This is a genomic window from Amycolatopsis sp. NPDC005961 (assembly GCF_040629235.1).
GTDB classification, from domain to species: Bacteria; Actinomycetota; Actinomycetes; order Mycobacteriales; family Pseudonocardiaceae; genus Amycolatopsis; species Amycolatopsis camponoti.
This window is the reverse complement of sequence record NZ_JBEXVF010000094.1, coordinates 1-20,770: the sequence shown is the minus strand read 5'-3', so window position 1 is coordinate 20,770 and position 20,770 is coordinate 1. Positions and strand designations below refer to the sequence as shown.

Here is a 20,770-nt window from a genome sequence, read left to right as displayed (position 1 = left end):
GGGCCGCGGCCGTCGGCTCGGGGTGGATGTCGGATCCGTCCGGGTCGGGGTGGCGCTGAGCGATCCGGCCCCCGTGCTCGCATCGCCATTGGTTACCCTCTCCCGCGATGCGACCGACGACAGTGATCTGGACCAGCTGGCCGCCCTCGTCACCGAGCACGAGGTGGTCGAGGTGATCGTGGGCCTGCCGCGAACGCTCGCCAACCGGCAGGGTCCGGCGGCCGAGCTGGCGATCGCGTATTCTGAACGCCTGGCCGGGCGCGTCGCGCCCGTGCCGGTCCGGCTGGGCGACGAGCGGCTGACCACGGTCACCGCATCCCGCATCCTCTCCCAGCGCGGGGTCAAAGGCCGCAAGCAGCGAGCGGTGGTCGACCAGGCCGCCGCCGTCGAGATCCTGCAGGCCTGGATCGACGCCGCAGCTGCGCACCGCGCCCGGGAGGGAGACCGATGAACGAGCAGCCACCTGAGCCCCCACGCGGGCGCAGGCGACTTCGCGAACCAGGACCGGCCACCCCGCCGCCGTCCCGGCCCGCACCACGTCGTGCGGACCCGCACGACCCCCACGCGAGTGGCTATCAAGAGCTTCCGCAGCCGTCGCGACACAGTGGCTCTCACGAGCTGCCCCAGCCGTCGCGCCGGGCGCGGCCCGAGCCGGGGTACGACCCGCGCCGCGACGCGCCGCCGTCCGGCCGCCGTCGCCGGCTCGAGCCGCCGGCCACGCTGCCCCCCGCCGACGACGAGTTCGACCCGCGGGACGCCGAGCGCTCCGCACCGGTCCGGGCCCGCCACGGCCTCGACGACGGTGCCGCCGACGGGACGCCCCCGCGCCGCCGCCGCGCGGCCCCGGATCCCGGCGAGCCCGCCGAACCCCGGCGCCGGCGTCCGGCCCCGGCACCCGACGAAGCGGCCCCGCGCCGCCGCCGTCCCGCGCCGGTCCCGGCCGAGCCGGCGGACGCGCGCCGTCGCCGTCCGACTCCCGAAGAGCTGGCCGAAGCCGACGCCGCGCGCCGCCACCAGGCGATGCTCGACCTGGAAGAGGCCGCCGAAGCACAGGCGAGCCGCCTCCGCGGCGCGCCGGAGGACGAAGGCCCGGTTCCGCGCCGCTCGCGGGGCGCGTCGGACGAGGTGGCCGACCTCGCCCGGTTCCGGGCCGCGTCCGCCCCCGACGAGCCCGTGGAGCCGGGCCGGCGGCGTCGCGCCGCTCCCGACCCGGGCGAAGCCGCCGATCCGCGGCGCCGCCGGGCGGCACCCGATCCCGACGAGGCCGTCGAGGCGCGCCGTCGCCGGGCGGCGTTGGATCCCGACGCCGCGTCCGACCCCCGTCTCGGGGCACCGGAACCCCCGCGGCGGTCCGTCCAGCCGGGTGACCGCTCTGTCGGCGTGCCCGAACCCGGTGCGGAGCCGCCTCGGCGCCGTCGTCCGCCGCCCCCGCCCGTGCGCGAGGAGCCGGTGACCGACATCATCCCGGCGCAGGCCCCGGCCGAGCCGGCGCACGAGGAGCCCGAGGAGTTCTTCGCCGAGGACGACGAGTACGCGCAGTACGAGGACTACGACGAGTACGACGGCGACTACGAGGACTACGACGACGCCGAGTACGAGGACGGCTACGAGGAAGAGCCGGAGAAGCCGCGCAAGAAGAAGAAGGGCAAGCGCGCCCTCGGCTGGGTCGCCGCGCTCGTGGTGATCGTGCTGCTCGCGGGCGGTGCCTACTACGGCTTCAACAAGATCTTCGGCTACGACGACTTCGAGGGCTCCGGCGACGGCGACGTGCTGTTCCAGGTCGACGACGGCGACTCGACGTCGGCGATCGGCGCGAAGCTCGCCACAGCCGGCGTCGTGGCCAGCGGCAAGGCGTTCGTCAAGGCCGGCGAGGACAACCCGAAGCTCTCGCGGATCCAGCACGGCTTCTACGTGATGAAGTCGCACATGTCCGGGGCCAGCGCGGTCGACCGGATCCTCACGCCGGCGTCGCGGGTCGGCCAGCTGGAGATCCGGCCGTACACGCAGTTCGACGACATCACCCAGCCCGACGGCAAGGTCACGCCCGGCGTGTACAGCCTGATGGCGAAGGCGTCGTGCGCGCAGCTCGACGGCAAGAGCACCTGCGTGAGCACCGACGACCTGCGCAAGGTCGTCGACGGTGCCGACCTCAAGAAGCTGGGCGTGCCGGACTGGGCCGTCGAGCCCGCGAACAAGGCCGACCGCAAGGACCGCAGGCTCGAGGGCCTGATCGCGCCGGGCCTCTACGACGTCCGGCCAGGGGCGACCGCGCAGGAGATCATCGGGCAGCTGGTGAGCAGCTCGACCGCGGCGATCCAGAACGCCGGCCTGAGCCCGCAGTCGACCGGCCCGGAGATGACGCCGTACCAGACGCTGATCATCGCCTCGATCATCGAACGCGAGGCCGTGAAGGCCGACTTCGGCAAGCTCTCGCGGGTGATCTACAACCGGCTGGCGAGCAACATGCGCCTGCAGATGGACTCCACGGTCAACTACGTCCTGGACCGCCCGACCCTGGCGACCAACGACAGCGACCGGGAGAAGGCCGGGGCGTACAACACCTACAAGAACTCGGGGTTGACCCCGACGCCGATCTCGGTGCCGAGTCCCGAGGCCATCCAGGCGGCGGTGCACCCGGCGGCGGGTGATTGGTTGTTCTTCGTCAAGTGCGAGAAGAACGGCCTGTCGTGCTTCGCGGTGTCGTTCGACGACCACAAGAAGAACGTCGAGAAGGCAAAGGCGAACGGTGCGTTCTGAGCCCCGGCGGGCCGCGGTGCTGGGCAAGCCGGTGGCGCACTCGCTGTCGCCGGTGCTGCACGGCGCCGCGTTCGCCGCGCTCGGCCTGACCGGCTGGACGTACGAGCGGATCGAGACGAGCGCCGAGGAGCTCCCCGGCCTGGTCGCGGGACTCGGCCCGGAGTGGGCGGGGCTCTCGGTCACCATGCCGGGCAAGCGCGCGGCGCTGGACCACGCGGACGAGGTGACACCGCGCGCGGCCGCCGTCGGCGCGGCCAACACCCTGGTCCGCACCGCCGCGGGCTGGCTCGCGGACTGCACCGACGTCGAGGGCGTCACCGGGGCGCTGCGGGCGGCGGGCGGCTACGAGCCGTCACCCGGGGACACCGGCGTCGTGCTCGGCGCGGGCGGCACCGCGGCCGCGGCGGTCGTCGGGCTCGCGGAGCTGGGCGTGCGGCAGGTGCGCTTGGTCGTGCGGGATCCGGCCCGAGCCGGCGAAACCCTCGACGCGGCGAAGCGTGCTTCGCTCGACGTCGACGTGCTTCGCTGGTCCGAGACGGACTTCGCGGCCCTGGGCTCCGCGGCGGTGCTGGTGAACACCGTGCCGCCGGACGCGGTCGCGTCCCTGGCGGACGACCTCGCGGCCATCGCGCACGTCCTCGACGTCATCTACCACCCGTGGCCGACGCCGCTCGCCGAAGCCGTCGCCGCCCGTGGCGGCCGCCTCGCGACCGGGCTGGACATGCTGCTGCACCAGGCGTTCGGGCAGGCCGAGCACTTCACCGGCCGGCCGGCCCCGCGCGCGGCGATGCGCGACGCCCTGCGCGAAGCCACCGGGAACCTGCTCCCGCTGCCGATCTCGTAAATCCGCTTGCGCGTGTTGATAATCTGGCCGACTGCCTTGAAGAAGGGGGTCTACCGGAATGACCAGCCAAGAAGCGCTGAGCGAGGACGAGATCGAGTCGGGCTGGGTCGGCGGCGAGGCGCCGCAGCTCAACACCACGGTCACCCTCGTCGACTACGACCCGGAGTGGCCGAAGCTCTTCGAGCGTGAGGCCGAGCGGATCCGGGGCGCGCTGGGGGAGCGGGTGCTCGTCCTCGAGCACGTCGGGTCGACGTCGGTGCCGGGCCTGTGCGCCAAGCCCTGCGTCGACATCCTGCTCGAGGTGCCGGACTCCGACGACGAAGACGCGTACCTCCCGGCCCTGGAAACCGCGGGCTACCGGCTCGTGATCCGCGAGCCGGACTGGGAGAAGCACCGCTGCTTCAAGGGCCCGGACACGAACATCAACCTGCATGTCTACTCGCCGGGCAACGGCCAGACGCCGCGCTACCGGCTCTTCCGCGACCGGCTGCGGTCGCACCCGGAGGAGCTGGCGCTTTACGCGGCGAAGATGCGTGAGCTGGGTGCGAAGGAGTGGAAGTACATCCAGCAATACGCCGCCGCCAAGACGGCGGTGGTCGAGGAGATCCTCGCCCGCGCGCGGGCCGAGCAGTACGACGGCTACAGCGAGGCCTACGCGTCGCACGCGGAGAAGTCCGTCACCAACGCCCTCTACGACCGGCCGGCGATCGTGGACCTGGCCGGTGACGTCGACGGCCTGAGCGTGCTGGACGTCGGCTGCGCGGCCGGGCACCTCAGCGCGCTGCTGGCCGAGCGGGGCGCGGATGTCCTCGGCGTCGACGCCAGCGCGGGCATGGTCGAGGTCGCCCGGCGGAAGTTCGGCGACGTCGCCCGGTTCGAGGTCGTGGACGTCACCGGGCCGCTGCCGCTGCCGGACGCCTCGATCGACGTCGTCACGGCGTCGCTCGTGCTGCACTACCTGAAGGACTGGACGACCACCTTGGCCGAGTTCCGGCGCGTCCTGAAGCCGGGCGGGGTACTCGTGTTCTCGGTCCACCACCCGGGCGAGGACTGGCGCTGGTTCGAGAAGGACGACTACTTCCAGCTCGAACTGCTCGAAGACGACTTCGGCCTCGACGGGAAACCGCACCCGGTCCGCTTCTACCGGCGGCCGCTGAGCTGGACGTTCGACGCCGTCCGCGACGCCGGGTTCGCGGTCGACCGGCTGGTGGAGCCGATGCCGGTGCCCGAGGCGGCCGACGTCGACCCGAAGTGGACGGTGAAGCTGCGGACCGAGCCGCGGTTCCTCTACTTCCGGGCCGTCAGTCCTTCTTAGCCAGGTCCTGGATGAGGTCGACGATCTCCCGGCTGACCGGGCGGAACACCCGCAGCCGGGAGAGCGCGGCCAGCCGCGCGAGCAGCGGCACGCTGCGCTCCACCAGCATCCGGCTGCGCTTCTGCCCGCCGGAGCGGTCGTGGACCCAGAACAGCACCACGCCCATCTGGTAGAGCCAGAGCAGCTCCGGCAGCTGCTCGCGCAGCTGCGGGTCGAGCTTGACGTCGGAGCCGTCGACGACCTCGCGCATGAGGCCGATCGACGCCTCGCGGGCGGCCGAGGAGTCGTCGCTGAAGGGGCTCAGCGGCGACTCCGGGTCGGCCGCGTTGACGAAGAACTGCGTGCCGAAGCGGTGGTAGGGCTCGGCGATGTCCAGCCAGCACAGCAGCACGGTCTTCAGGCGGGCGGCGAACGCGGTCTCGCCGCCGATCCGGGCGCGCGCCTCGTCGAGGTGCCGGCGCGCGATCTCGTCGTAGAAGCCCTGGATGAGCTGTTCCTTCGACGAGAAGTAGTAGTAGGCGTTGCCGACGGAGACACCCGCTCCGGCGGCGATCGCGCGCATCGTCGTGCGGTCGTAGCCGTTCTCGGTGAACAGCCGCATCGCGGTCGTGACGATCAGGGACCGCGTTTCCTCGCTCTTGGCCACGTGCGGCACGTTAGCGCCGGGCACGTCAGGGCGCGGGGAAGGGCGGGACCTGCGGCATGCCGTAGGGCATGGTCGCCGGGCGCGGTGCCGCCTTCGGCGCCAGGTGGTGGCGGCGGATGCCGTTGAAGATCAGCACGTTCGTCAGGTGCATCGCGCCGAGGATCAGCGCGACGACGCCGACCTTCACCGAGAGCAGCTCGAACACCTCGCGGGCGGTCGGCACCTCGGCGTGGCTGGTCAGGAAGAGCGTCACGAAGCCGAGGCTGACCAGGTAGAAGCCGACGACCAGCAGCTGGTTGACGGCGTTGGCCAGGCCGGGGCTGTCGGCGAAGACCTCGGTGAGGAAGGTGCGGCCGTGGCGGCTCAGCGTCCGGGCCACGAGCACCGTCAGCGGGATGCTGATCAGCAGGTAGAGGGCGTACGCGACGACTATCGGGTCCATGGGTCCTCCTTGTTTTGAACGTGTTCAAGAAGGGACGGTAGCGCTGAATTTGAACGCGTTCAAGAGGCGTGGGTCACGTCTGCTGGGACCACCACCTGCTCCGCGTGGACGTGCTGGTGCCACTACGGTGAGATCATGCGGATCGCGATTCTCGACGACTACCAGGACGTCGCCCTGACCTTCGGTTACTGGGACTCGCTGAAGGCCGACATCACGGTCTTCACCGAGCCCCTCACCGACGTCGTGGGGCAGCTCCAGGGCTTCGACGTGATCGTCGCGATGCGCGAACGCACCCGCTTCCCCGCCGAGGTGCTCGACCGGCTGCCGGACCTGAAACTGCTCGTCAGCACCGGCCCGCGCAACGCCGCCATCGACGTGCCGGCCGCGAAACGCAACGGCGTCGTCGTGTCCAGGACCGGGTACCTCGGCGAACCCACCGCCGAGCACACCTGGGCGCTGATCCTGGCCGCGTCGCGGAACCTGCCGCAGGAGTTCCGGTCGATGCGCGAAGGCGGCTGGCAGACGACCGTCGGCACGATGCTGCACGGCAAGACGCTGGGCCTGCTCGGCCTCGGCCGCCTCGGCGCGGGCGCGGCGAAGATCGGGCAGGCCTTCGGCATGGAGACCATTGCCTGGAGCCAGAACCTGACGCCGGAGAAGGCCGCCCCGCACGGCGTGACCGCGGTGTCGAAGGACGAGCTGTTCGCCCGCTCGGACGTGCTCTCGATCCACCTCGTGCTCAGCGGCCGCACCCGCGGCCTGGTCGGCGCCGCCGAACTCGCCGCCATGAAGCCGAGCGCGTTGCTGGTGAACACCTCGCGCGGCCCGATCGTCGACGAGGCCGCGCTGGTGGACGCGTTGCGGCGCAAGGAGATCCGGGCGGCGGCGCTGGACGTCTACGACGTCGAGCCGTTCCCGGCCGACCATCCACTGAGGACGATGGACAACGCGGTCCTGACGCCGCACCTGGGGTTCGTCGCGCGGGAGACCTACGAGATCTTCTACGGCGACGCGGTCGAGGACATCGCGGCCTTCCAGGCGGGGGAGCCGATCCGGCTCATGGAGTGAGGCGTGCGGCCCGCCGGGGCCCGAGGTCCCCGCACCGGCCCGGCGGCGGGCCCGCACGAGAACCATGACACCACCCGCACATCACGGCCGGCAGGGTCTTTGGACCCTGCCGGCGTCCGCCGTTCGGCTGAACGCGGGGACCCCGCGGGTCGTGAGTGAGAAACAGGGCCGGAAAACGGTTTCTCGCTCACGGGAACGGGACGGTGTCGGGCGCGCAGGTCGTGCCCTCCGTCGGTGCGGCCATATCCGTCAGGTAGCGCACCACCGCGGCCGAGGCGCACGCGCTCGGCGCGTCCAGCGAAGTGTGACCGTACCCGTCGACGACCAGCACCCGCCCGTCGCCCAGCTCGGCCGCCGTCGCCCGGGCGTTGTGCAGCGGGGTCGCCGGGTCGAACCGGTTGTTCAGCACCAGGATCGGGTTCGCGCGCCGCCGGTTCCACGGGCCGGTGTACCGGTCGTCGTCGTGCGCGGGCCAGCCGACGCACTGGGCCATCGAGAACACCGCGCCCAGCCCGAAGTACGGCTGTCGCGCGCTTTCCCGCGTCGCCAGTGCCGCATAATCCGCCGCCGAGGACGGGTTGTCGCTGTCGACGCACTGGACGGCCAGGAAACCGGGGGAGTGCGTCGGCACGTACGGGTCGAGCACCGGCGCGGCCGGACCGGAGTCCACCGGCATCGCGGCCAGGGTCTGCGCGAGCCGCTTCCACCGGCCTGACTGGTACAGCGCGCTGTCGACGGTCCTCATCAGCGAGCCGACGCCCGTGGTGCGTGACGCCCGCGCGAAGATCCCGGCGAACTTCGCCTTCGGGTCACCGCCGGAGAACGCGCACTTCGGCCCGGCCGCGGCGCACACCGCGAAGAACTGGTCCAGCTCCTGCTGCTGCGCCCCGGCGACGTCGGCGCGGACGTCGACCGGCTCTTTCTCCTGCCCCGGCTTCCCGGTGGCGTTCGCGACGAGGTCGAGCGTGCCGTCGAGGGTCATCGCGCGGACCTTGTCCGGGAACAGGTTCGCGTACGTGCCACCCAGGTAGGTGCCGTAGGAGTAGCCGTAGAAGTTCAGCGTGGGGTCGCCGACGGCCTGGCGCAGCAGCTCCAGGTCGCGCGCCACGTTCGCCGTCGACAGGTGGCTCAGCAGCGCCCCCGATCCGGCCGCGCACGCCCGGCCGGGCGCCGCGCTCGCCGCGAAGAACGCGTCCGGCTGACGCAGCGGCGAGCCCGGCGCGGGGGCGTGGTCGGCGCCGGGACAGCTGATCGGCGCGGACCCGCCGATCCCGCGCGGGTCGAAGCTCACCAGGTCGAAGCGGGCGCGCAGCTCGTCGGGGTAGCGGTCGGCGAACCGCGTCAGCTCGCCGACGCCGTCCGTGCCCGGGCCGCCGAAGTTGAAGAACAGCGAGCCGACCCGCCGGCCCGGGTCGCTCGCCGGCAGCCGGATCACCGAGAGCGTGAGCGCGGTGCCCTTCGGCTCGCGGTAGCTCAGCGGCACGGACGCGGCCGCGCACTGGTACTTCCCGTGGCACGGCGTCCAGCGCAGCGCCGGCACGGCGGCGCCGTTCGTGCCGAGCGCGGGCGGGGCTTCGGGGGCGGCCGCGGACGGCGGCGCGGGAACGGGTGCGGCCTGGGGTGCGCTGCAGGCGGCGAGCAGGAGCAGCAGGGCGGCGAGCAGGGCCTTCACGCGCTCAATTCCGCCAGGACGGCGTCGGTGTAGCGCGGCCAGACCTCGGCGGCCCAGGGGCCGAACGCGCGGTCGGTCAGCGCGACGCAGGCCGCGCCCGCGTCCGGGTCGACCCAGAGGAACGTGCCGGACTGGCCGAAGTGCCCGAACGTGCGCGGCGAGCTGTTCGCGCCGGTCCAGTGCGGGCTCTTGTGGTCGCGGATCTCGAAGCCGAGGCCCCAGTCGTTGGGCTTCTGGTGCCCGAACCCGGGCAGCACGCCGGACAGCCCGGGGAACACGACGTTCGTCGCCTCGGCCACGGTCGCGGGGTCGAGCAGCTTGGGTGACTGCAGCTCGGCGACGAAGGCCACGAGGTCGTCCACAGTGGACTCCGCACCGGAGGCGGGCGAACCCGTCAAGGCGGTCGAAGTCATGCCGAGCGGGGCGAACAGCGCCTCGGCCTGGTACTGGGCGAAGGGGATGCCGGAGTGCTCGGCCAGAGCGTCGGCCAGCTGCTCGAACCCGGCGTTGGAGTAGAGCCGCCGCGTGCCCGGCTCGGCCATGGCCTTGTGCGCGTCGAAGGCGAGGCCGGAGGTGTGGGCGAGCAGGTGCCGCACGGTCGAGCCCTCGGGACCGGCCGGCGTGTCGAGTTCGACGACGCCCTCTTCGACCGCGATGAGCGCGGCGTAGGCGGTCAGCGGCTTGCTGACCGAGGCCAGCCGGAACTTCCGCGCGGTGTCGCCGTGGCGGCCCACGACGGTCCCGTCCGCGGAGACCACGGCCGTCGCCGCGTTGTCCACCGGCCACTCGTCGATCAGGCGCACGCTCTCCATGCGTCCACCCTACGAAACGCCACGAAGGCCCCCGCACCGGTGTCGGGGACCGGTGCGAGGGCCTTCGTGGATCCAGCTCAGGCGTCGAGGTCGGTGGCGACCAGCTGGGCGACCGCTTCCACGGCCTCCTCGGCGCCCTCGCCCTCGGCGCTGATGACGACCTCGTCGCCGTACCCGGCGGCGAGGGTCATCAGGTTGAGCACGCTGCCGGCGGCCACCGGGCTCCCGCCGGCCTTCGCGATCTGCACCGCGACGGGTTGCGCCGCGGCCGCCTTCGCCACCAGCGCGGCCGGCCTGGCGTGCAGGCCCACCTTGCTCGCCACGGCGACGCGTTTCTCCGGCATGTTCGTCCTCTCCCTAAGGGGTGTTACGTCGGTTACGGATGTTACGCGGCGGCCGTGCGGTCGAGGTCGGCCTCGATCGAGTCGTCCTCACGGCCCGGCGTGCGCAGGTTCCACTTGGTGATCGCGAAGCGGAAGACCACGTAGTAGATCACCGCGTAGACAAGCCCGATCGGGATCAGCAGCCACGGCTTCTGCGCGGCGGGGGCCCCGAAGTTGAGCAGGTAGTCGATCGCGCCGGCCGAGAAGTTGAAGCTCTGGTGGATGCCCAGCGCGTTGCAGATCGCCAGCGAGGTGCCGGTCATGATCGCGTGGAACAAGTACAGCGGCCACGCGACGAACATGAACGAGAACTCGATCGGCTCGGTGACACCGGTCAGGAACGAGGTCAGCGCACCGGCGATCATCACACCGCCGACGACCTTCTTCTGCGCCGGGCGGGCCGTCTGCCAGATGGCGAGGGCGGCGGCGGGCAGCGCGAACATGAAGATCGGGAAGAAGCCCGTGGTGAAGGCACCCGCCGACATCTTGCCCGCGACGAAGTTGTTGATGTCACCGCCGTCGAAGATGAACCAGACGGGGACGTTGAGCAGCTGGTGCAGACCGACCGGGATGAGCAGGCGGTTCAGCGCGCCGTAGATGCCGCCACCGACGATTGGGGAGGCCGTGACCGCGTCACCGGCGGCCTGGATGCCCTGGTCGACCCAGTGGAAGACCAGGCCGAAGATCACGCCGAGGAGCACCATGACGCCCGCGGTGATGATCGGGACGAACCGGCGGCCACCGAAGAACGCCAGGTAGGCGGGCAGCTTGATGCGGTGGTACTTCTGCCACAGCAACGCGGCCACGATGCCGACCACGACACCGGCGAGCACCGAGTAGGGCCACTTGATCGGCGCGAGCTCGGTGGCGCCGGCCTTGTAACCGGGCAGGTCGCTCAGCGGGGCGAACACCTGGATGACGGCGCTGAAGACGAAGAAGCCGACGACCGCCGCGACGGCGGTCGAGCCGTCGCCCTTCTTGGCGAAGCCGACCGCGATGCCGACCGCGAACAGCAGCGGCAGCCAGTTGAACAGCGTGCCGCCCGCGGCGCCCAGCACCGAGGCGACCTTGTTCCAGCCGAGGCCGTCCTTGCCGAGCATGTCGTCCTGTCCGAACCGCAACAGGATGCCCGCCGCCGGGAGCACGGCGATGGGGAGCATGAGGCTACGGCCGAAGCGCTGAAGACCGGCGAGACCGCTGCCGCTCTTCTTCGCCCCCTCCGCGGTGGTGGAGCTCATCTGGATCCTCCATAGTGGGGTGGTTGACCGGGTTCCGGGGTGTTCCGGTCCAACTGCATGGTCACCTGGTAATGATCTCCCCGGTACCAGGACGTGATGTCTTCGATCGGGTCGCCGTTGGCGCTGGAGACCCGGCGGAACACGAGCAGGGGACTGCCGGCACGCATGCCGAGCAGCCGGGCCGTCTCACGATCCGCTCCTTCGGCCCAGACCGTCTGCCACGCCTGGTCGGGACGCACGTCGTACGTCTCGGCCAGCTGCGCGTAGATGGACTGGGTCAGGTCGAGCTCGAGCAGGCCGGGAGCCCGGCCCGCGTGGTACCAGCCGCGTTCGACGGCCAGGGGCACGCCGTCGGCGTGGCGCAACCGCACGAGGTGGTGTGCGGGGGCGCCCTCGGACAGCCCGAGGGCGTGCGCCGAGGCGGTCGGCGGGACCTCGGTGGCCGCCGAGACCACCTCGGTCGTCGGGGTCAGCCCCCGCCGCCGCATGTCGTCGGTGAACGACATGAGGTAGAGCTGCAGCTCCATCCGCCGGGCCGCGGTGAACGTGCCCTTGCCGCGGACCCGGGCGAGCAGACCTTCCTCGACCAGCTTGCCGATCGCCGATCTGACCGTGAGCCGCGACACGCCGTAGCGCTGGGCCAACTCACGTTCCGACGGGATCGGCGCACCCGGGGGGAGCTCGCGCTCCACCGTGCGGCGGAGGATTTCCCGCAGCTGGGCGTGCTTGGGCGTGGGCCCGTTGACGACCCGGTCGGGTGGCGGGACGTGCGCTGCCGCGCTCATCGGCGTCACCCTCCTCGTTCTCGCGTCACCGGGGACCGGTGCTCGCGTCCGGCCCGGAACATTGGTACGTTCCGGTCTAGACCAATGATCTGATGGGGCAGGATGCTCCGCCGTGCGGACGGGTGTCAACCACCGTTATCCGTTCGTGGCCCGCGGCGGGGTGCATGCCGACGAACGGCGTAGTACAGGTGGACACGCGGTGCGCGTCAGGTTGGGAACAAACAGTGATCAAGGAGACCGCGATGGCGGATGACAGGCCGGAAAAGATCCTCGCCGCACTCGGCGGCTCGGAGAACCTCACCGAGATCGAGGGTTGCATCACGCGGCTGCGCTGCGAGGTCGAGGACATGAGCCTCGTCGACGAGCCGGCGCTGAAGAAGGCCGGCGCCATGGGCGTGGTCAAGATGGGGTCGTCTGCTCTGCAGGTGATCGTCGGGCCGGAGGCGGACACGATCGCCAGCGACATCGAGGACCTGCTGTGAGCCTGGAGATCCTGAGCCCGGTCGCCGGGCGCGTGGTGCCGATCACCGAGGTCCCGGACCCGGTGTTCGCGCAGGCCATGGTGGGTCCGGGCGTCGCCGTGCAGCCCTCGGGCGGCCGGTCGGACGCGGTCGCGCCGGTCGACGGGACGGTCGCGACGCTGCACCCGCACGCCTACGTCGTCGCGACCGAGGACGGCAAGGCCGTGCTGGTGCACCTGGGCATCGACACGGTCAAGGAGAAGGGCGAGGGCTTCACGCTGCACGTCGTCAAGGGCGAGCAGGTGCGGGCCGGCCAGCCGATCGTCAGCTGGGACCCGGAGGCGGTGACCGCGGCGGGCTACTCGGCGATCGTCCCGGTCGTCGCACTGGACGCCTCGGCGGACGTGCTGTCCGGTTTGGACGCCGAGCGCGACGTCGCCGCCGGCGAGAAGCTCTTCGGCTGGGACGCCTGAGGTCTTCCTGTCACACGAAGGGCCCTTGTGGACAGTCGTCCCCAAGGGCCCTTCGCGTGCTCCCGGCCCGTCAGCCGGTCACGACCTTCCCGTTTTCGACCTTGACCGGCACGCTCGGCAGCGGCTTGTTCGCCGGGCCCTGCTTGACCTCCCCGGTGAGCGCGTTGAACACCGAGCCGTGGCAGGGGCAGACGAGGTCGGCGCCCTTCGGGGCGACGGTGCAGCCCTGGTGCGTGCAGATCGCGCTGAACGCGGCGCACGCCGATTCGGACGTCCGGGCCACGATCACGTCGGAGCCGTCCGGGGCCTTGGCGGCCTTCGCCTGGCCGACGGGGACGTCGGCGAGCGCGACCAGCGGCGTCCCGGCGGCGATCGGGGCCTGCGCGGTGCCCGACTTGGCGTCGTCCGAAGAACCGCAGGCGGAGAGCGCGACGGCGCCCACGGCGGCACCTGCGACGGCGGCACCCGTGGTGAGGACGGTGCGGCGGGAGTGGGTTTCGGCAGTCATGCCCCTCTAAACGAGATCGACACCCCATCGGTTCAATTCGCGGTGAACCGGATCGGCCCCTGCTCCGTGTATGTACCCGAGTGGGTGTGGAGTGGAGGATCGATCATGGTGAGTTGGGTTCTACGCATCGTCGTGGCGGCCGCGCTGCTCGGCTCGGCGGGCGTGCACTACTTCCTGTGGACCGAGGACTACCCGGGCATCGTCGGGCCGTTGTTCCTGCTCGACGCGATCGGCGGACTGGTCCTCGCGATCGCCGTGCTGGCCTGGCGGCACTGGCTGCCCGCGCTGGGCGCGGTCGGGTTCGGGGTGCTGACGCTGGGTGCGTACGTGCTCGCCGCGACCGTCGGGTTCGCCGGGAACCACGACCAGTTCAACAGCCAGCCGGAGTACTGGGGCGTCATCACCGAGGCGGTCTGCATCGTCGGCGGCCTGGCGCTGCTGTTCGTGAAGGACCGGCGCCGAGTCGCGGCCTGAGTCCGTGGGGGAAGTCGCCGAAGACGCGCTGATGCGCGCCTTGCACGAGGAACACGCGGGCGCGCTGTGGTCGTACGCGCTCCACCTGACCTCCGGCGACCGGATCCGGGCCGAGGACGTCGTCCAGGAGACGCTGCTGCGCGCCTGGCGGTCGACGGCGGTGCTGGACCAGTCGCAGGGCTCGGCGCGGGCGTGGCTGTTCACGGTCGCGCGGCGCATCGCGATCGACGGCTGGCGCTCGGCGTCGGCCCGGTCGGAAGTGATGACCGACCAGCCGCCGGAACGCGCGGTCGGCGACGGGACCGACCGCGCGGTGCAGGGCTGGCTGGTCGCCGAGGCGCTTGCCGAGCTGTCGGAGCGGCACCGAGAGGTACTCGTCCTGTGTTACTTCCAGGGCTATTCCGTGGCGGACGCGGCGACGCGGCTCGGTGTGGCCGAAGGGACGGTCAAGTCCCGGACGCACTACGCGTTGCGCGCTTTGCGCCTGGTGCTCGAGGAGAGGGGGGTGACCCAGTGAGCGAGGACCCGTTCGCGACGTTCGACGCGGCCTACGTGCTCGGGGCGCTTTCCCCCGAGGACCGCCAGCGCTTCGAGCAGCACCTGCGCACGTGCGACCGGTGCGCGTCCTCGGTGCGGGACATGGCGGGGCTGCCGGGGCTGCTGGCCAGGGTGGACGCCCCGCCCGCGGTGCCGGACGCGGGCCCGCCCCCGCCGGACCTGCTCCCGACGGTGCTCCGCCGCGTCCGCCGCGGCCGCCGGATCCGGCTCGCGGTGACGTCCGCGTCGGCCGCGCTGGCGGTGTCGGCGTGCGTGGCGCTGGCGGTGGTGGCTTCGGCGCCTTCGCCTGCTCAGCCGCCTTACACGGCGATGACCTCGTTGGGTGAGTTCCCGGTCCGCGCGGATGCCAGCCTGGCGGCCTTCGACTGGGGCACGCAGGTCGACATGTCGTGCAGCTACACGGGCGAGCGCAGCAGCGGCGAGTACGTACTGGTGGCGATTTCCCGCACGGGCGTGGAGACCCAGCTGGCGACGTGGAAGGCGGTCCCGGACAACACGGCCCGCATCGTGATCGGCACGGCCTTGAAGCGGACCGATCTGGCGGCGCTGGAGGTGCGTGGGGGGACCAGCGGAAAACCGCTGTTGCGGTTGACGTTGTGAGGGGTCGGTGGCTCGTCCGGGACGCAGGGGGTTCCGGACGGGCCGCCTGTTCTTTCCGTGCCCGGCCCTCGTGGCGTCTCGATCCGAGTGGTTTCGGCCCACGTTCCGCGCCCGGCGTGTCGCCCACAGGAGTGAAAACCGGCCCGGAACGTAGCGAACGGACCGTTCGCTACGCCCGCCATTTGCCCAGCTCAGCCCGGCCGCCGCACCCTGGACCCATGCCCCCGACGATCTTCGTCCTCACCACGGCGGCGGCCGCCGGAGCCGCCACAGCGCCCCTTGCGGCGTGGACCCTCGCCCGCGCCGACGCCCCGATCCCGGTCTGGCGCGCCACCGCGCTGGCCGCAGCCGGCGTCGCCATGGTCACCGCGCGGTGGCAGGCGGGCGGTGAGCCCGGCTGGTGGCTGCCCGTGCCGGTCGTGCTGACGGTCATCGCCGTCCCGCTCGCCCTCGCGGATCTGCGTCACCTGCGCCTGCCCGACGTGCTGACCCTGCCCGCGTACCCCCTCCTCGGCGCGGCGATCGGAGCGGCCGCACTCGGCGGCGGCGGCCCGTCCCTCGCAGCACGCGCGGCAGCGGGCGCCCTCCTGTTCGGCGGCGCGCACGCCTTGGTCGCCCGCGCGGCCCCGGGCAGCCTCGGCGCGGGCGACGTGAAGCTGTCCGGCAGCCTGGGCGCGGTCCTGGGCGCGACGGGCTGGCCGGCCCTCGCACTCGCGGCGATCCTGGCGGCTCTGTTCAGCCTGGCCATCGCGATCGTCCAGGAGGTAGGCCGCCGACGCCCCAGCACCCGAGCAAGGGAGGCGCCATCAGCCCGCCCTCGACCGGTGCGGGACCCGCATCCGGCACCCCCTGCGTGCCCGACGTCGGCCTCCGAACGACGGGTTCCCGTCCTGCCCCCAGCGCCAGCGGCCGTTCGGCACCCGGCGCCCTCGGCCGCCAGATCCCCGGCGTTCGTCCTGCGCTCGGCAGCGGCGGCCGGGCGGCGCCACGGTCTGCGCCTCGCGTCGTCAGGTGCCAAGCGACCGGCGTCCGTGCCGCGCTCGGGCCAGCACCGCGGCCCGCACCCGGCACCGTCAGCCACCACCCGACCGGCCTCCGTCCCACTCCCAGCTCCGTCGGCCCGCCCGCACCCGGCGCCGTCGGCCACCACGCGGCTGGCGTCCGTCCCACCCGCACCGCCCGACCCGCACCCGGCACCGTCAGCCACCACCCGACCGGCCCCCGTCCCACCCCCAGCTCCGCCGGCCCGCCCGCACCCAGCGCCGTCAACCACCACCCGGCCCACACCCGCCCCACCTCCGATTCGTCCCTTCGGCGGCCACCGAGTGCCCCATGGACCCGCCCTCCTCGCCGCCACCTGGCTGTGTGCCCTCTTCCCGGGTGCGCCATGACCGGAACACTCTTCGGGCCCGCCCGGCCCCCGTGACAGGATTGAGCCCATGTTGCGCTGGATCACCGCAGGTGAATCGCACGGACCCGCGCTGGCCGCCGTGCTCGAAGGCATGCCCGCCGGCGTCGGCGTCACCACCGCCGACGTCACCGAGCAGCTCGCCCGGCGCCGCCTCGGCTTCGGGCGCAGCCCGCGGATGGGCTTCGAGACCGACCACATCGACTTCCTCGGCGGCGTCCGCCACGGCCTCACCCAGGGCGGCCCGGTCGCGATCCAGATCGAGAACGCCGAGTGGCCCAAGTGGGAGCAGGTCATGGCGGTCGACCCGGTCGACCCGCAGATCCTCGAAGGCCTCGCGCGCAACGAGCCGCTCACCCGGCCGCGGCCGGGGCACGCCGACCTGCCCGGCATGCAGAAGTACGGCTTCGACGAGGCCCGCCCCGTCCTCGAGCGGGCCAGCGCACGCGAAACCGCGTCGCGGACCGCGCTCGGCACCGTCGCGCGGAACTTCCTGAAGCAGCTGCTCGGCGTCGAGATCCTCAGCCACGTCGTCTCGATCGGCGGGGCCGACGCCCCCGAAGGGCTCGTCCCCAAGCCGGAAGACCTCGCCGCCATCGACGAGAGCCCGGTGCGCGCCTTCGGCCAGGAAGGCACCGACGCCATGGTCGCCGAGGTCGACGCCGTGCGGAAGGCGGGCGACACCGTCGGCGGCGTCATCGAGGTCCTCGCCTACGGCCTCCCGCCGGGCCTCGGCTCCCACGTCCACTGGGACCGCCGGCTCGACGCCCGGCTCGCGGGCGCGCTGATGGGCGTCCAGGCCATGAAGGGCGTCGAGGTCGGTGACGGCTTCACCACCGCCCGTCGCTGGGGCAGCCAGGCGCACGACGAGATCGACCGCGGCACCGGCCCGGTCGGCGTCACCCGCCGGTCCAACCGCGCGGGCGGCCTCGAAGGCGGCATCACCAACGGCGAGCCGCTGCGGGTGCGCGTCGCGATGAAGCCGATCTCGACCGTCCCCAAAGCACTGTCCACAGTGGACGTCAAGACCGGCGAGCCCGCCGTCGCCATCCACCAGCGGTCCGACGTCTGCGCCGTGCCGCGCGCCGGCGTCGTGCTGGAGTCGGTCGTGGCGCTCGTCCTCGCGGACGCCGCGCTCGAGAAGTTCGGCGGCGACTCCCTCGCCGAGAGCAAGCGCAACGCCGAGGCGTACCTGAAGGCACTCGAGGAGCGCTGGTGAGCCCTCGCGCGGTGATCATCGGGCCGCCCGGCTCGGGCAAGAGCACGGTCGGCCCGCTGCTCGCCAAGGCGCTCGGCGTCGAGTTCCGGGACAGTGACGACGACATCGTCGCGCGCACCGGCCGCACCATCGCCGACATCTTCGCGGACGACGGCGAACCCGCTTTCCGCGCGCTGGAAGAAGAAGCGGTCGCCACCGGGCTCGCGGAGCACGACGGCGTGCTCTCCCTGGGCGGCGGCGCCCCGCTCACCCCGGGCACCCGGGCCCGGCTGGCCGAGCACACCGTGGTGTTCCTCAACGTCGGCCTCGCCGCCGGGGTCCAGCGGACCGGCCTGTCGTCCGCGCGGCCGCTGCTGGCCGGGGTGAACCCCCGCGCCACGTTCAAGAAACTGCTCGACGAGCGGGCGCCCGTCTACCGCGAGGTCGCCACCATCGAGGTCGCCACCGACGACCGGACGCCCGCCGAAATCGTCGCGGGCCTGGCGGCCGAGCTCGCCATCCCCGCCGAAGCCAAGGAGTGAGTCACCCCGTGTCCGATCCGGTGCGCATCCCCGTCGCCACCGCCCGTCCCTACGACGTCGTGGTCGGCCGCGGCCTGCTCGGCGACCTCACCGCGCAGCTGGCCGGCGCCTCGAAGATCGCGCTGGTCCACCCGCCCACGCTGACCACCACGGCCGAGGCCATCCGCGAGGAGCTGATCGCCGCCGGTCTCGACGCGCACCGCGTCGAGATCCCGGACGCCGAGGACGGCAAGGCGCTCACCGTCGCGAGCTTCTGCTGGGAGGTGCTCGGCCGGATCGGGCTGGACCGCCAAGGCGTCGTCGTCGGCCTCGGCGGCGGCGCCGTCACCGACCTCGCCGGGTTCGTCGCGGGCACCTGGATGCGCGGGGTGTCCCTGGTCAACGTCCCGACGACGCTGCTCGGCATGGTCGACGCCGCGGTCGGCGGCAAGACCGGCATCAACACCGAGGCGGGCAAGAACCTCGTCGGGGTGTTCCACGAGCCGAGCGCGGTGTTCGTCGACCTCGCGACGCTGGAGACGCTGCCGCCGAACGAGCTCGTCGCCGGGATGGCCGAGGTCGTCAAGACGGGCTTCATCGCCGACCCGCGGATCCTCGAGCTGATCGAGGCCGACCCGGCCGGCGCGCTCGACCCGAGCGGCGACGTGCTCGCCGAGCTGGTCCGCCGGTCGATCCAGGTCAAGGCCGACGTCGTGGCGGCCGACCTGCGCGAGTCCGACCTGCGGGAGATCCTCAACTACGGCCACACGCTCGGTCACGCCATCGAGCGCCGCGAGCGGTACCGGTGGCGCCACGGTGCCGCGGTGAGCGTCGGGCTGGTGTTCGCCGCCGAGCTGGCGCGGCTGGCCGGGCGGCTCGACGACGCCACCGCCGAGCGCCACGCCGCCGTGCTGAAGCTGCTCGGCCTGCCGACGACGTACGACGCCGACGCGCTGCCCCAGCTGCTGGAAACCATGAAGGGCGACAAGAAGACCCGCTCCGGGGTGCTGCGGTTCGTCGTCCTCGACGCCCTCGGCAAGCCCGGCCGGCTCGAGGGCCCGGACCCGTCGCTGCTCGCGGCCGCGTACTCGGCGATCGCCGCCGACGCACCACAGCGCTCATCCAAAAACGGCGGCGGGAGCGTGCTGCTGTGAAGGCGTTCGTGTTCAACGGCCCCAACCTCGGCCGGCTCGGCAAGCGCGAGCCGTCGGTCTACGGCTCGACGACCCACGACGACCTCGCGGCGCTGTGCGTGAAGACGGGCGAGGAGCTGGGGATCGAGGTCGAGGTCCGGCAGACCGACCACGAGGGTGAAATGGTCGGCTGGCTGCACGAAGCCGCCGACGGAGGGAACCCGGTGGTGCTCAACGCCGGCGCGTGGACGCACTACTCGATCGCGGTGCGCGACGCCGCGGCGCAGCTGTCCGCGCCGCTGATCGAGCTGCACATCTCGAACGTGCACAAGCGGGAGGCGTTCCGGCACCACAGCGTCCTGTCGGACATCGCGACCGCGGTGATCGCCGGCCTCGGCGTCGACGGCTACCCGCTCGCCCTGCGGTGGCTCGCCGCGCACCCGGGATGACGCTGCCGACGCTGACCACGGCGCGGCTGGAGCTGCGTCAGCTGGTCGAAGCCGACCGCGAAGCCGTCGTGAAGGTGTTCTCCGACCCGGAGATGAGCCGGTTCTTCGCCGCGGACTTCTCCGACCCGGCGGCGGCGAGCGCGATGGTCGACCGCCGGCTGGCCTACCGCGGCCCGGCCGGCCAGGGCCACTGGGTGATCGAGCGCGACGGCGAGGTGATCGGCGTCGCGCACCTGCGCCCGTCGTCGGAGCTGCCCGCCGGGGTGGCGGAGCTGGGCTACTACGTCGCGAGCGCGTACGCGGGGCAGGGCTTGGCGACCGAGGCCGCCCGGGCGGTGCTCGGCCACGGGCTCGACGCGCTCGGGCTGCCGGCGGTCTGGGCGCTGGTGCACGAGAACAACGCGGCGAGCCGGAAAGTGGCGGCCCGGCTGGGTTTCCTCGACGTCGGCAGCGGCATCCACTACGGCGACCTGCACCGCGTGCTGGTCGCGCTGGCGCCGGTACCCGGACGGCCGCACCACATCGAGCTGTGGGTGCCGGACCTCGCCGAGGCCGAGCGGAGCTGGGGCTGGCTGCTCGGCGAGCTGGGGTGGCGGGAGTTCCAGCGCTGGCCCGCGGGTGTCAGCTGGCGCCTCGGCGGGACGTACGTGGTGGTCGAGGCCTCACCGGCGATGAGTGCCCCGGAGCACGAGCGCACCCGCCCGGGCTTGAACCACCTGGCGCTGCACGTGGGAACGCGCGCAGAGGTCGACGCGCTGGCCGAGCAGGCGGCCGGCCACGGCTGGCGGCCGTTGTTCGGTGATCGCTATCCGTATGCGGGCGGCGATGCGCATTACGCGGCTTATCTCGAGAACGACGCGGGCTTCGAGGTCGAGCTGGTCGCGCTCGAAGGCCCACCCGCAAACTGACCCGCCGGGCTTCACGGCCGAGGGCCCGCCGAGCCCGCCGAGCCCGCCGCGGCCGGTCGTGAGTCCCGCGGTGTGCTGCACGAGGCCGAAGAGGCCATCGAAGAAGGCGACCCCGCC

The 20,770-nt window shown here is 72.5% G+C and carries 24 protein-coding genes; 16 read left to right on the top strand and 8 right to left on the bottom strand.

What is annotated here, in order from left to right:
• Positions 1-22: 22 nt before the first annotated feature.
• Genes ruvX through ABZ342_RS44255 form a run of 4 tightly spaced genes read left to right on the top strand, consistent with a single transcriptional unit; the run spans position 23 to position 4,916 of the window.
• Complete coding sequence (gene ruvX / locus ABZ342_RS44270) at positions 23-451, top strand: Holliday junction resolvase RuvX (protein WP_230862612.1); 429 nt, start codon at positions 23-25, stop codon at positions 449-451.
• Complete coding sequence (mltG, locus tag ABZ342_RS44265; RefSeq protein WP_360486702.1) at positions 448-2,757, top strand: endolytic transglycosylase MltG; 2,310 nt, start codon at positions 448-450, stop codon at positions 2,755-2,757. Before ruvX ends, mltG begins: the two co-directional genes overlap by 4 nt.
• Positions 2,747-3,601 carry a shikimate dehydrogenase gene (locus tag ABZ342_RS44260; protein WP_360486699.1) on the top strand — a complete coding sequence of 285 codons (855 nt, stop codon included), beginning with the start codon at positions 2,747-2,749 and terminating at the stop codon, positions 3,599-3,601. The genes mltG and ABZ342_RS44260 overlap by 11 nt, the downstream gene beginning before the upstream one ends.
• A gap of 58 nt (positions 3,602-3,659) precedes the next feature.
• On the top strand, positions 3,660-4,916 hold the full coding sequence (locus tag ABZ342_RS44255; protein ID WP_360486696.1) for a GrpB family protein: 1,257 nt from the start codon (positions 3,660-3,662) through the stop codon (positions 4,914-4,916).
• Here the strand turns inward: ABZ342_RS44255 and ABZ342_RS44250 are convergent.
• Together ABZ342_RS44250 and ABZ342_RS44245 are read right to left on the bottom strand one after the other, a co-directional pair.
• Positions 4,903-5,562, bottom strand: a complete 660-nt coding sequence (locus ABZ342_RS44250; protein ID WP_360486693.1) for a TetR family transcriptional regulator — start codon at positions 5,560-5,562, stop codon at positions 4,903-4,905. The genes ABZ342_RS44255 and ABZ342_RS44250 overlap by 14 nt on opposite strands.
• 25 nt (positions 5,563-5,587) lie before the next feature.
• Entirely contained in the window at positions 5,588-6,004 is a 417-nt protein-coding gene (locus tag ABZ342_RS44245) for a hypothetical protein (protein WP_360486690.1), read from the bottom strand.
• Between the two features lie 135 nt (positions 6,005-6,139).
• Here ABZ342_RS44245 and ABZ342_RS44240 point away from each other — a divergent pair, with 135 nt between their 5' ends.
• Positions 6,140-7,072, top strand: a complete 933-nt coding sequence (locus tag ABZ342_RS44240; protein WP_360486687.1) for a D-2-hydroxyacid dehydrogenase family protein — start codon at positions 6,140-6,142, stop codon at positions 7,070-7,072.
• A gap of 187 nt (positions 7,073-7,259) precedes the next feature.
• Here ABZ342_RS44240 and ABZ342_RS44235 read toward each other — a convergent pair whose 3' ends face one another.
• The 5 genes from ABZ342_RS44235 to ABZ342_RS44215 form a co-directional block, all read right to left on the bottom strand.
• Positions 7,260-8,744 (bottom strand): alpha/beta fold hydrolase, encoded by a 1,485-nt coding sequence (locus tag ABZ342_RS44235; protein ID WP_360486684.1) that lies wholly within the window; start codon positions 8,742-8,744, stop codon positions 7,260-7,262.
• Positions 8,741-9,556 (bottom strand): serine hydrolase domain-containing protein, encoded by an 816-nt coding sequence (locus ABZ342_RS44230; protein ID WP_360486681.1) that lies wholly within the window; start codon positions 9,554-9,556, stop codon positions 8,741-8,743. The genes ABZ342_RS44235 and ABZ342_RS44230 overlap by 4 nt, the downstream gene beginning before the upstream one ends.
• Positions 9,557-9,633: 77 nt before the next feature.
• Positions 9,634-9,900, bottom strand: coding sequence for an HPr family phosphocarrier protein (locus tag ABZ342_RS44225; protein WP_013224593.1), 267 nt, complete (start codon positions 9,898-9,900; stop codon positions 9,634-9,636).
• A 41-nt stretch (positions 9,901-9,941) separates the two neighbouring features.
• Entirely contained in the window at positions 9,942-11,177 is a 1,236-nt protein-coding gene (locus ABZ342_RS44220) for a PTS transporter subunit EIIC (RefSeq protein ID WP_155542381.1), read from the bottom strand.
• Complete coding sequence (locus tag ABZ342_RS44215) at positions 11,174-11,962, bottom strand: GntR family transcriptional regulator (protein WP_155542382.1); 789 nt, start codon at positions 11,960-11,962, stop codon at positions 11,174-11,176. The genes ABZ342_RS44220 and ABZ342_RS44215 overlap by 4 nt, the downstream gene beginning before the upstream one ends.
• 242 nt (positions 11,963-12,204) lie before the next feature.
• On the opposite strand from ABZ342_RS44215, the gene ABZ342_RS44210 reads away from it, so the two are divergent.
• Both ABZ342_RS44210 and ABZ342_RS44205 read left to right on the top strand, forming a co-directional pair.
• Positions 12,205-12,444, top strand: a complete 240-nt coding sequence (locus ABZ342_RS44210) for a PTS glucose/sucrose transporter subunit IIB (RefSeq protein WP_196425271.1) — start codon at positions 12,205-12,207, stop codon at positions 12,442-12,444.
• A complete protein-coding gene (locus ABZ342_RS44205) occupies positions 12,441-12,896 on the top strand; it encodes a PTS glucose transporter subunit IIA (protein WP_155542384.1) in 456 nt (151 codons plus the stop codon). Before ABZ342_RS44210 ends, ABZ342_RS44205 begins: the two co-directional genes overlap by 4 nt.
• 70 nt (positions 12,897-12,966) lie before the next feature.
• On the opposite strand, the gene ABZ342_RS44200 is transcribed toward ABZ342_RS44205, so the two are convergent.
• Positions 12,967-13,404 (bottom strand): Rieske (2Fe-2S) protein, encoded by a 438-nt coding sequence (locus ABZ342_RS44200; RefSeq protein WP_155542385.1) that lies wholly within the window; start codon positions 13,402-13,404, stop codon positions 12,967-12,969.
• Between the two features lie 105 nt (positions 13,405-13,509).
• On the opposite strand from ABZ342_RS44200, the gene ABZ342_RS44195 reads away from it, so the two are divergent.
• The 9 genes from ABZ342_RS44195 to ABZ342_RS44155 all read left to right on the top strand — a co-directional run bounded on the left by ABZ342_RS44195 (position 13,510) and on the right by ABZ342_RS44155 (position 20,653).
• Entirely contained in the window at positions 13,510-13,878 is a 369-nt protein-coding gene (locus tag ABZ342_RS44195) for a hypothetical protein (RefSeq protein ID WP_155542386.1), read from the top strand.
• 4 nt (positions 13,879-13,882) lie between these two features.
• Positions 13,883-14,395, top strand: coding sequence for a sigma-70 family RNA polymerase sigma factor (locus ABZ342_RS44190; RefSeq protein WP_155542387.1), 513 nt, complete (start codon positions 13,883-13,885; stop codon positions 14,393-14,395).
• On the top strand, positions 14,392-15,036 hold the full coding sequence (locus ABZ342_RS44185; protein WP_360486674.1) for a zf-HC2 domain-containing protein: 645 nt from the start codon (positions 14,392-14,394) through the stop codon (positions 15,034-15,036). Before ABZ342_RS44190 ends, ABZ342_RS44185 begins: the two co-directional genes overlap by 4 nt.
• A 218-nt stretch (positions 15,037-15,254) precedes the next feature.
• Positions 15,255-16,427, top strand: a complete 1,173-nt coding sequence (locus tag ABZ342_RS44180) for a prepilin peptidase (RefSeq protein ID WP_360486671.1) — start codon at positions 15,255-15,257, stop codon at positions 16,425-16,427.
• 48 nt (positions 16,428-16,475) lie between these two features.
• The gene (aroC, locus tag ABZ342_RS44175; protein ID WP_360486668.1) at positions 16,476-17,663 is read left to right on the top strand and encodes a chorismate synthase; all 1,188 of its coding nucleotides are present in this window, start codon (positions 16,476-16,478) and stop codon (positions 17,661-17,663) included.
• A complete protein-coding gene (locus ABZ342_RS44170; protein ID WP_360486665.1) occupies positions 17,660-18,184 on the top strand; it encodes a shikimate kinase in 525 nt (174 codons plus the stop codon). Before aroC ends, ABZ342_RS44170 begins: the two co-directional genes overlap by 4 nt.
• Before the next feature lie 8 nt (positions 18,185-18,192).
• Positions 18,193-19,317, top strand: coding sequence for a 3-dehydroquinate synthase (gene aroB / locus ABZ342_RS44165; RefSeq protein WP_360486662.1), 1,125 nt, complete (start codon positions 18,193-18,195; stop codon positions 19,315-19,317).
• A complete protein-coding gene (gene aroQ, locus ABZ342_RS44160; RefSeq protein ID WP_086856373.1) occupies positions 19,314-19,745 on the top strand; it encodes a type II 3-dehydroquinate dehydratase in 432 nt (143 codons plus the stop codon). The genes aroB and aroQ overlap by 4 nt, the downstream gene beginning before the upstream one ends.
• Positions 19,742-20,653, top strand: coding sequence for a GNAT family N-acetyltransferase (locus tag ABZ342_RS44155; RefSeq protein WP_360486659.1), 912 nt, complete (start codon positions 19,742-19,744; stop codon positions 20,651-20,653). Before aroQ ends, ABZ342_RS44155 begins: the two co-directional genes overlap by 4 nt.
• Positions 20,654-20,770 lie beyond the last annotated feature (117 nt).

What these genes read in the sequence shown, in the direction of transcription:
- mltG (WP_360486702.1), top strand. Translation starts at nt 448, where the DNA reads ATGAACGAGCAGCCACCTGAGCCCCCACGCGGGCGCAGGCGACTTCGC.
- ABZ342_RS44255 (WP_360486696.1), top strand. Translation starts at nt 3,660, where the DNA reads ATGACCAGCCAAGAAGCGCTGAGCGAGGACGAGATCGAGTCGGGCTGG.
- ABZ342_RS44245 (WP_360486690.1), bottom strand. Translation starts at nt 6,004, where the DNA reads ATGGACCCGATAGTCGTCGCGTACGCCCTCTACCTGCTGATCAGCATC.
- ABZ342_RS44240 (WP_360486687.1), top strand. Translation starts at nt 6,140, where the DNA reads ATGCGGATCGCGATTCTCGACGACTACCAGGACGTCGCCCTGACCTTC.
- ABZ342_RS44230 (WP_360486681.1), bottom strand. Translation starts at nt 9,556, where the DNA reads ATGGAGAGCGTGCGCCTGATCGACGAGTGGCCGGTGGACAACGCGGCG.
- ABZ342_RS44225 (WP_013224593.1), bottom strand. Translation starts at nt 9,900, where the DNA reads ATGCCGGAGAAACGCGTCGCCGTGGCGAGCAAGGTGGGCCTGCACGCC.
- ABZ342_RS44220 (WP_155542381.1), bottom strand. Translation starts at nt 11,177, where the DNA reads ATGAGCTCCACCACCGCGGAGGGGGCGAAGAAGAGCGGCAGCGGTCTC.
- ABZ342_RS44215 (WP_155542382.1), bottom strand. Translation starts at nt 11,962, where the DNA reads ATGAGCGCGGCAGCGCACGTCCCGCCACCCGACCGGGTCGTCAACGGG.
- ABZ342_RS44210 (WP_196425271.1), top strand. Translation starts at nt 12,205, where the DNA reads ATGGCGGATGACAGGCCGGAAAAGATCCTCGCCGCACTCGGCGGCTCG.
- ABZ342_RS44200 (WP_155542385.1), bottom strand. Translation starts at nt 13,404, where the DNA reads ATGACTGCCGAAACCCACTCCCGCCGCACCGTCCTCACCACGGGTGCC.
- ABZ342_RS44195 (WP_155542386.1), top strand. Translation starts at nt 13,510, where the DNA reads ATGGTGAGTTGGGTTCTACGCATCGTCGTGGCGGCCGCGCTGCTCGGC.
- ABZ342_RS44180 (WP_360486671.1), top strand. Translation starts at nt 15,255, where the DNA reads ATGCCCCCGACGATCTTCGTCCTCACCACGGCGGCGGCCGCCGGAGCC.
- aroC (WP_360486668.1), top strand. Translation starts at nt 16,476, where the DNA reads ATGTTGCGCTGGATCACCGCAGGTGAATCGCACGGACCCGCGCTGGCC.
- ABZ342_RS44155 (WP_360486659.1), top strand. Translation starts at nt 19,742, where the DNA reads ATGACGCTGCCGACGCTGACCACGGCGCGGCTGGAGCTGCGTCAGCTG.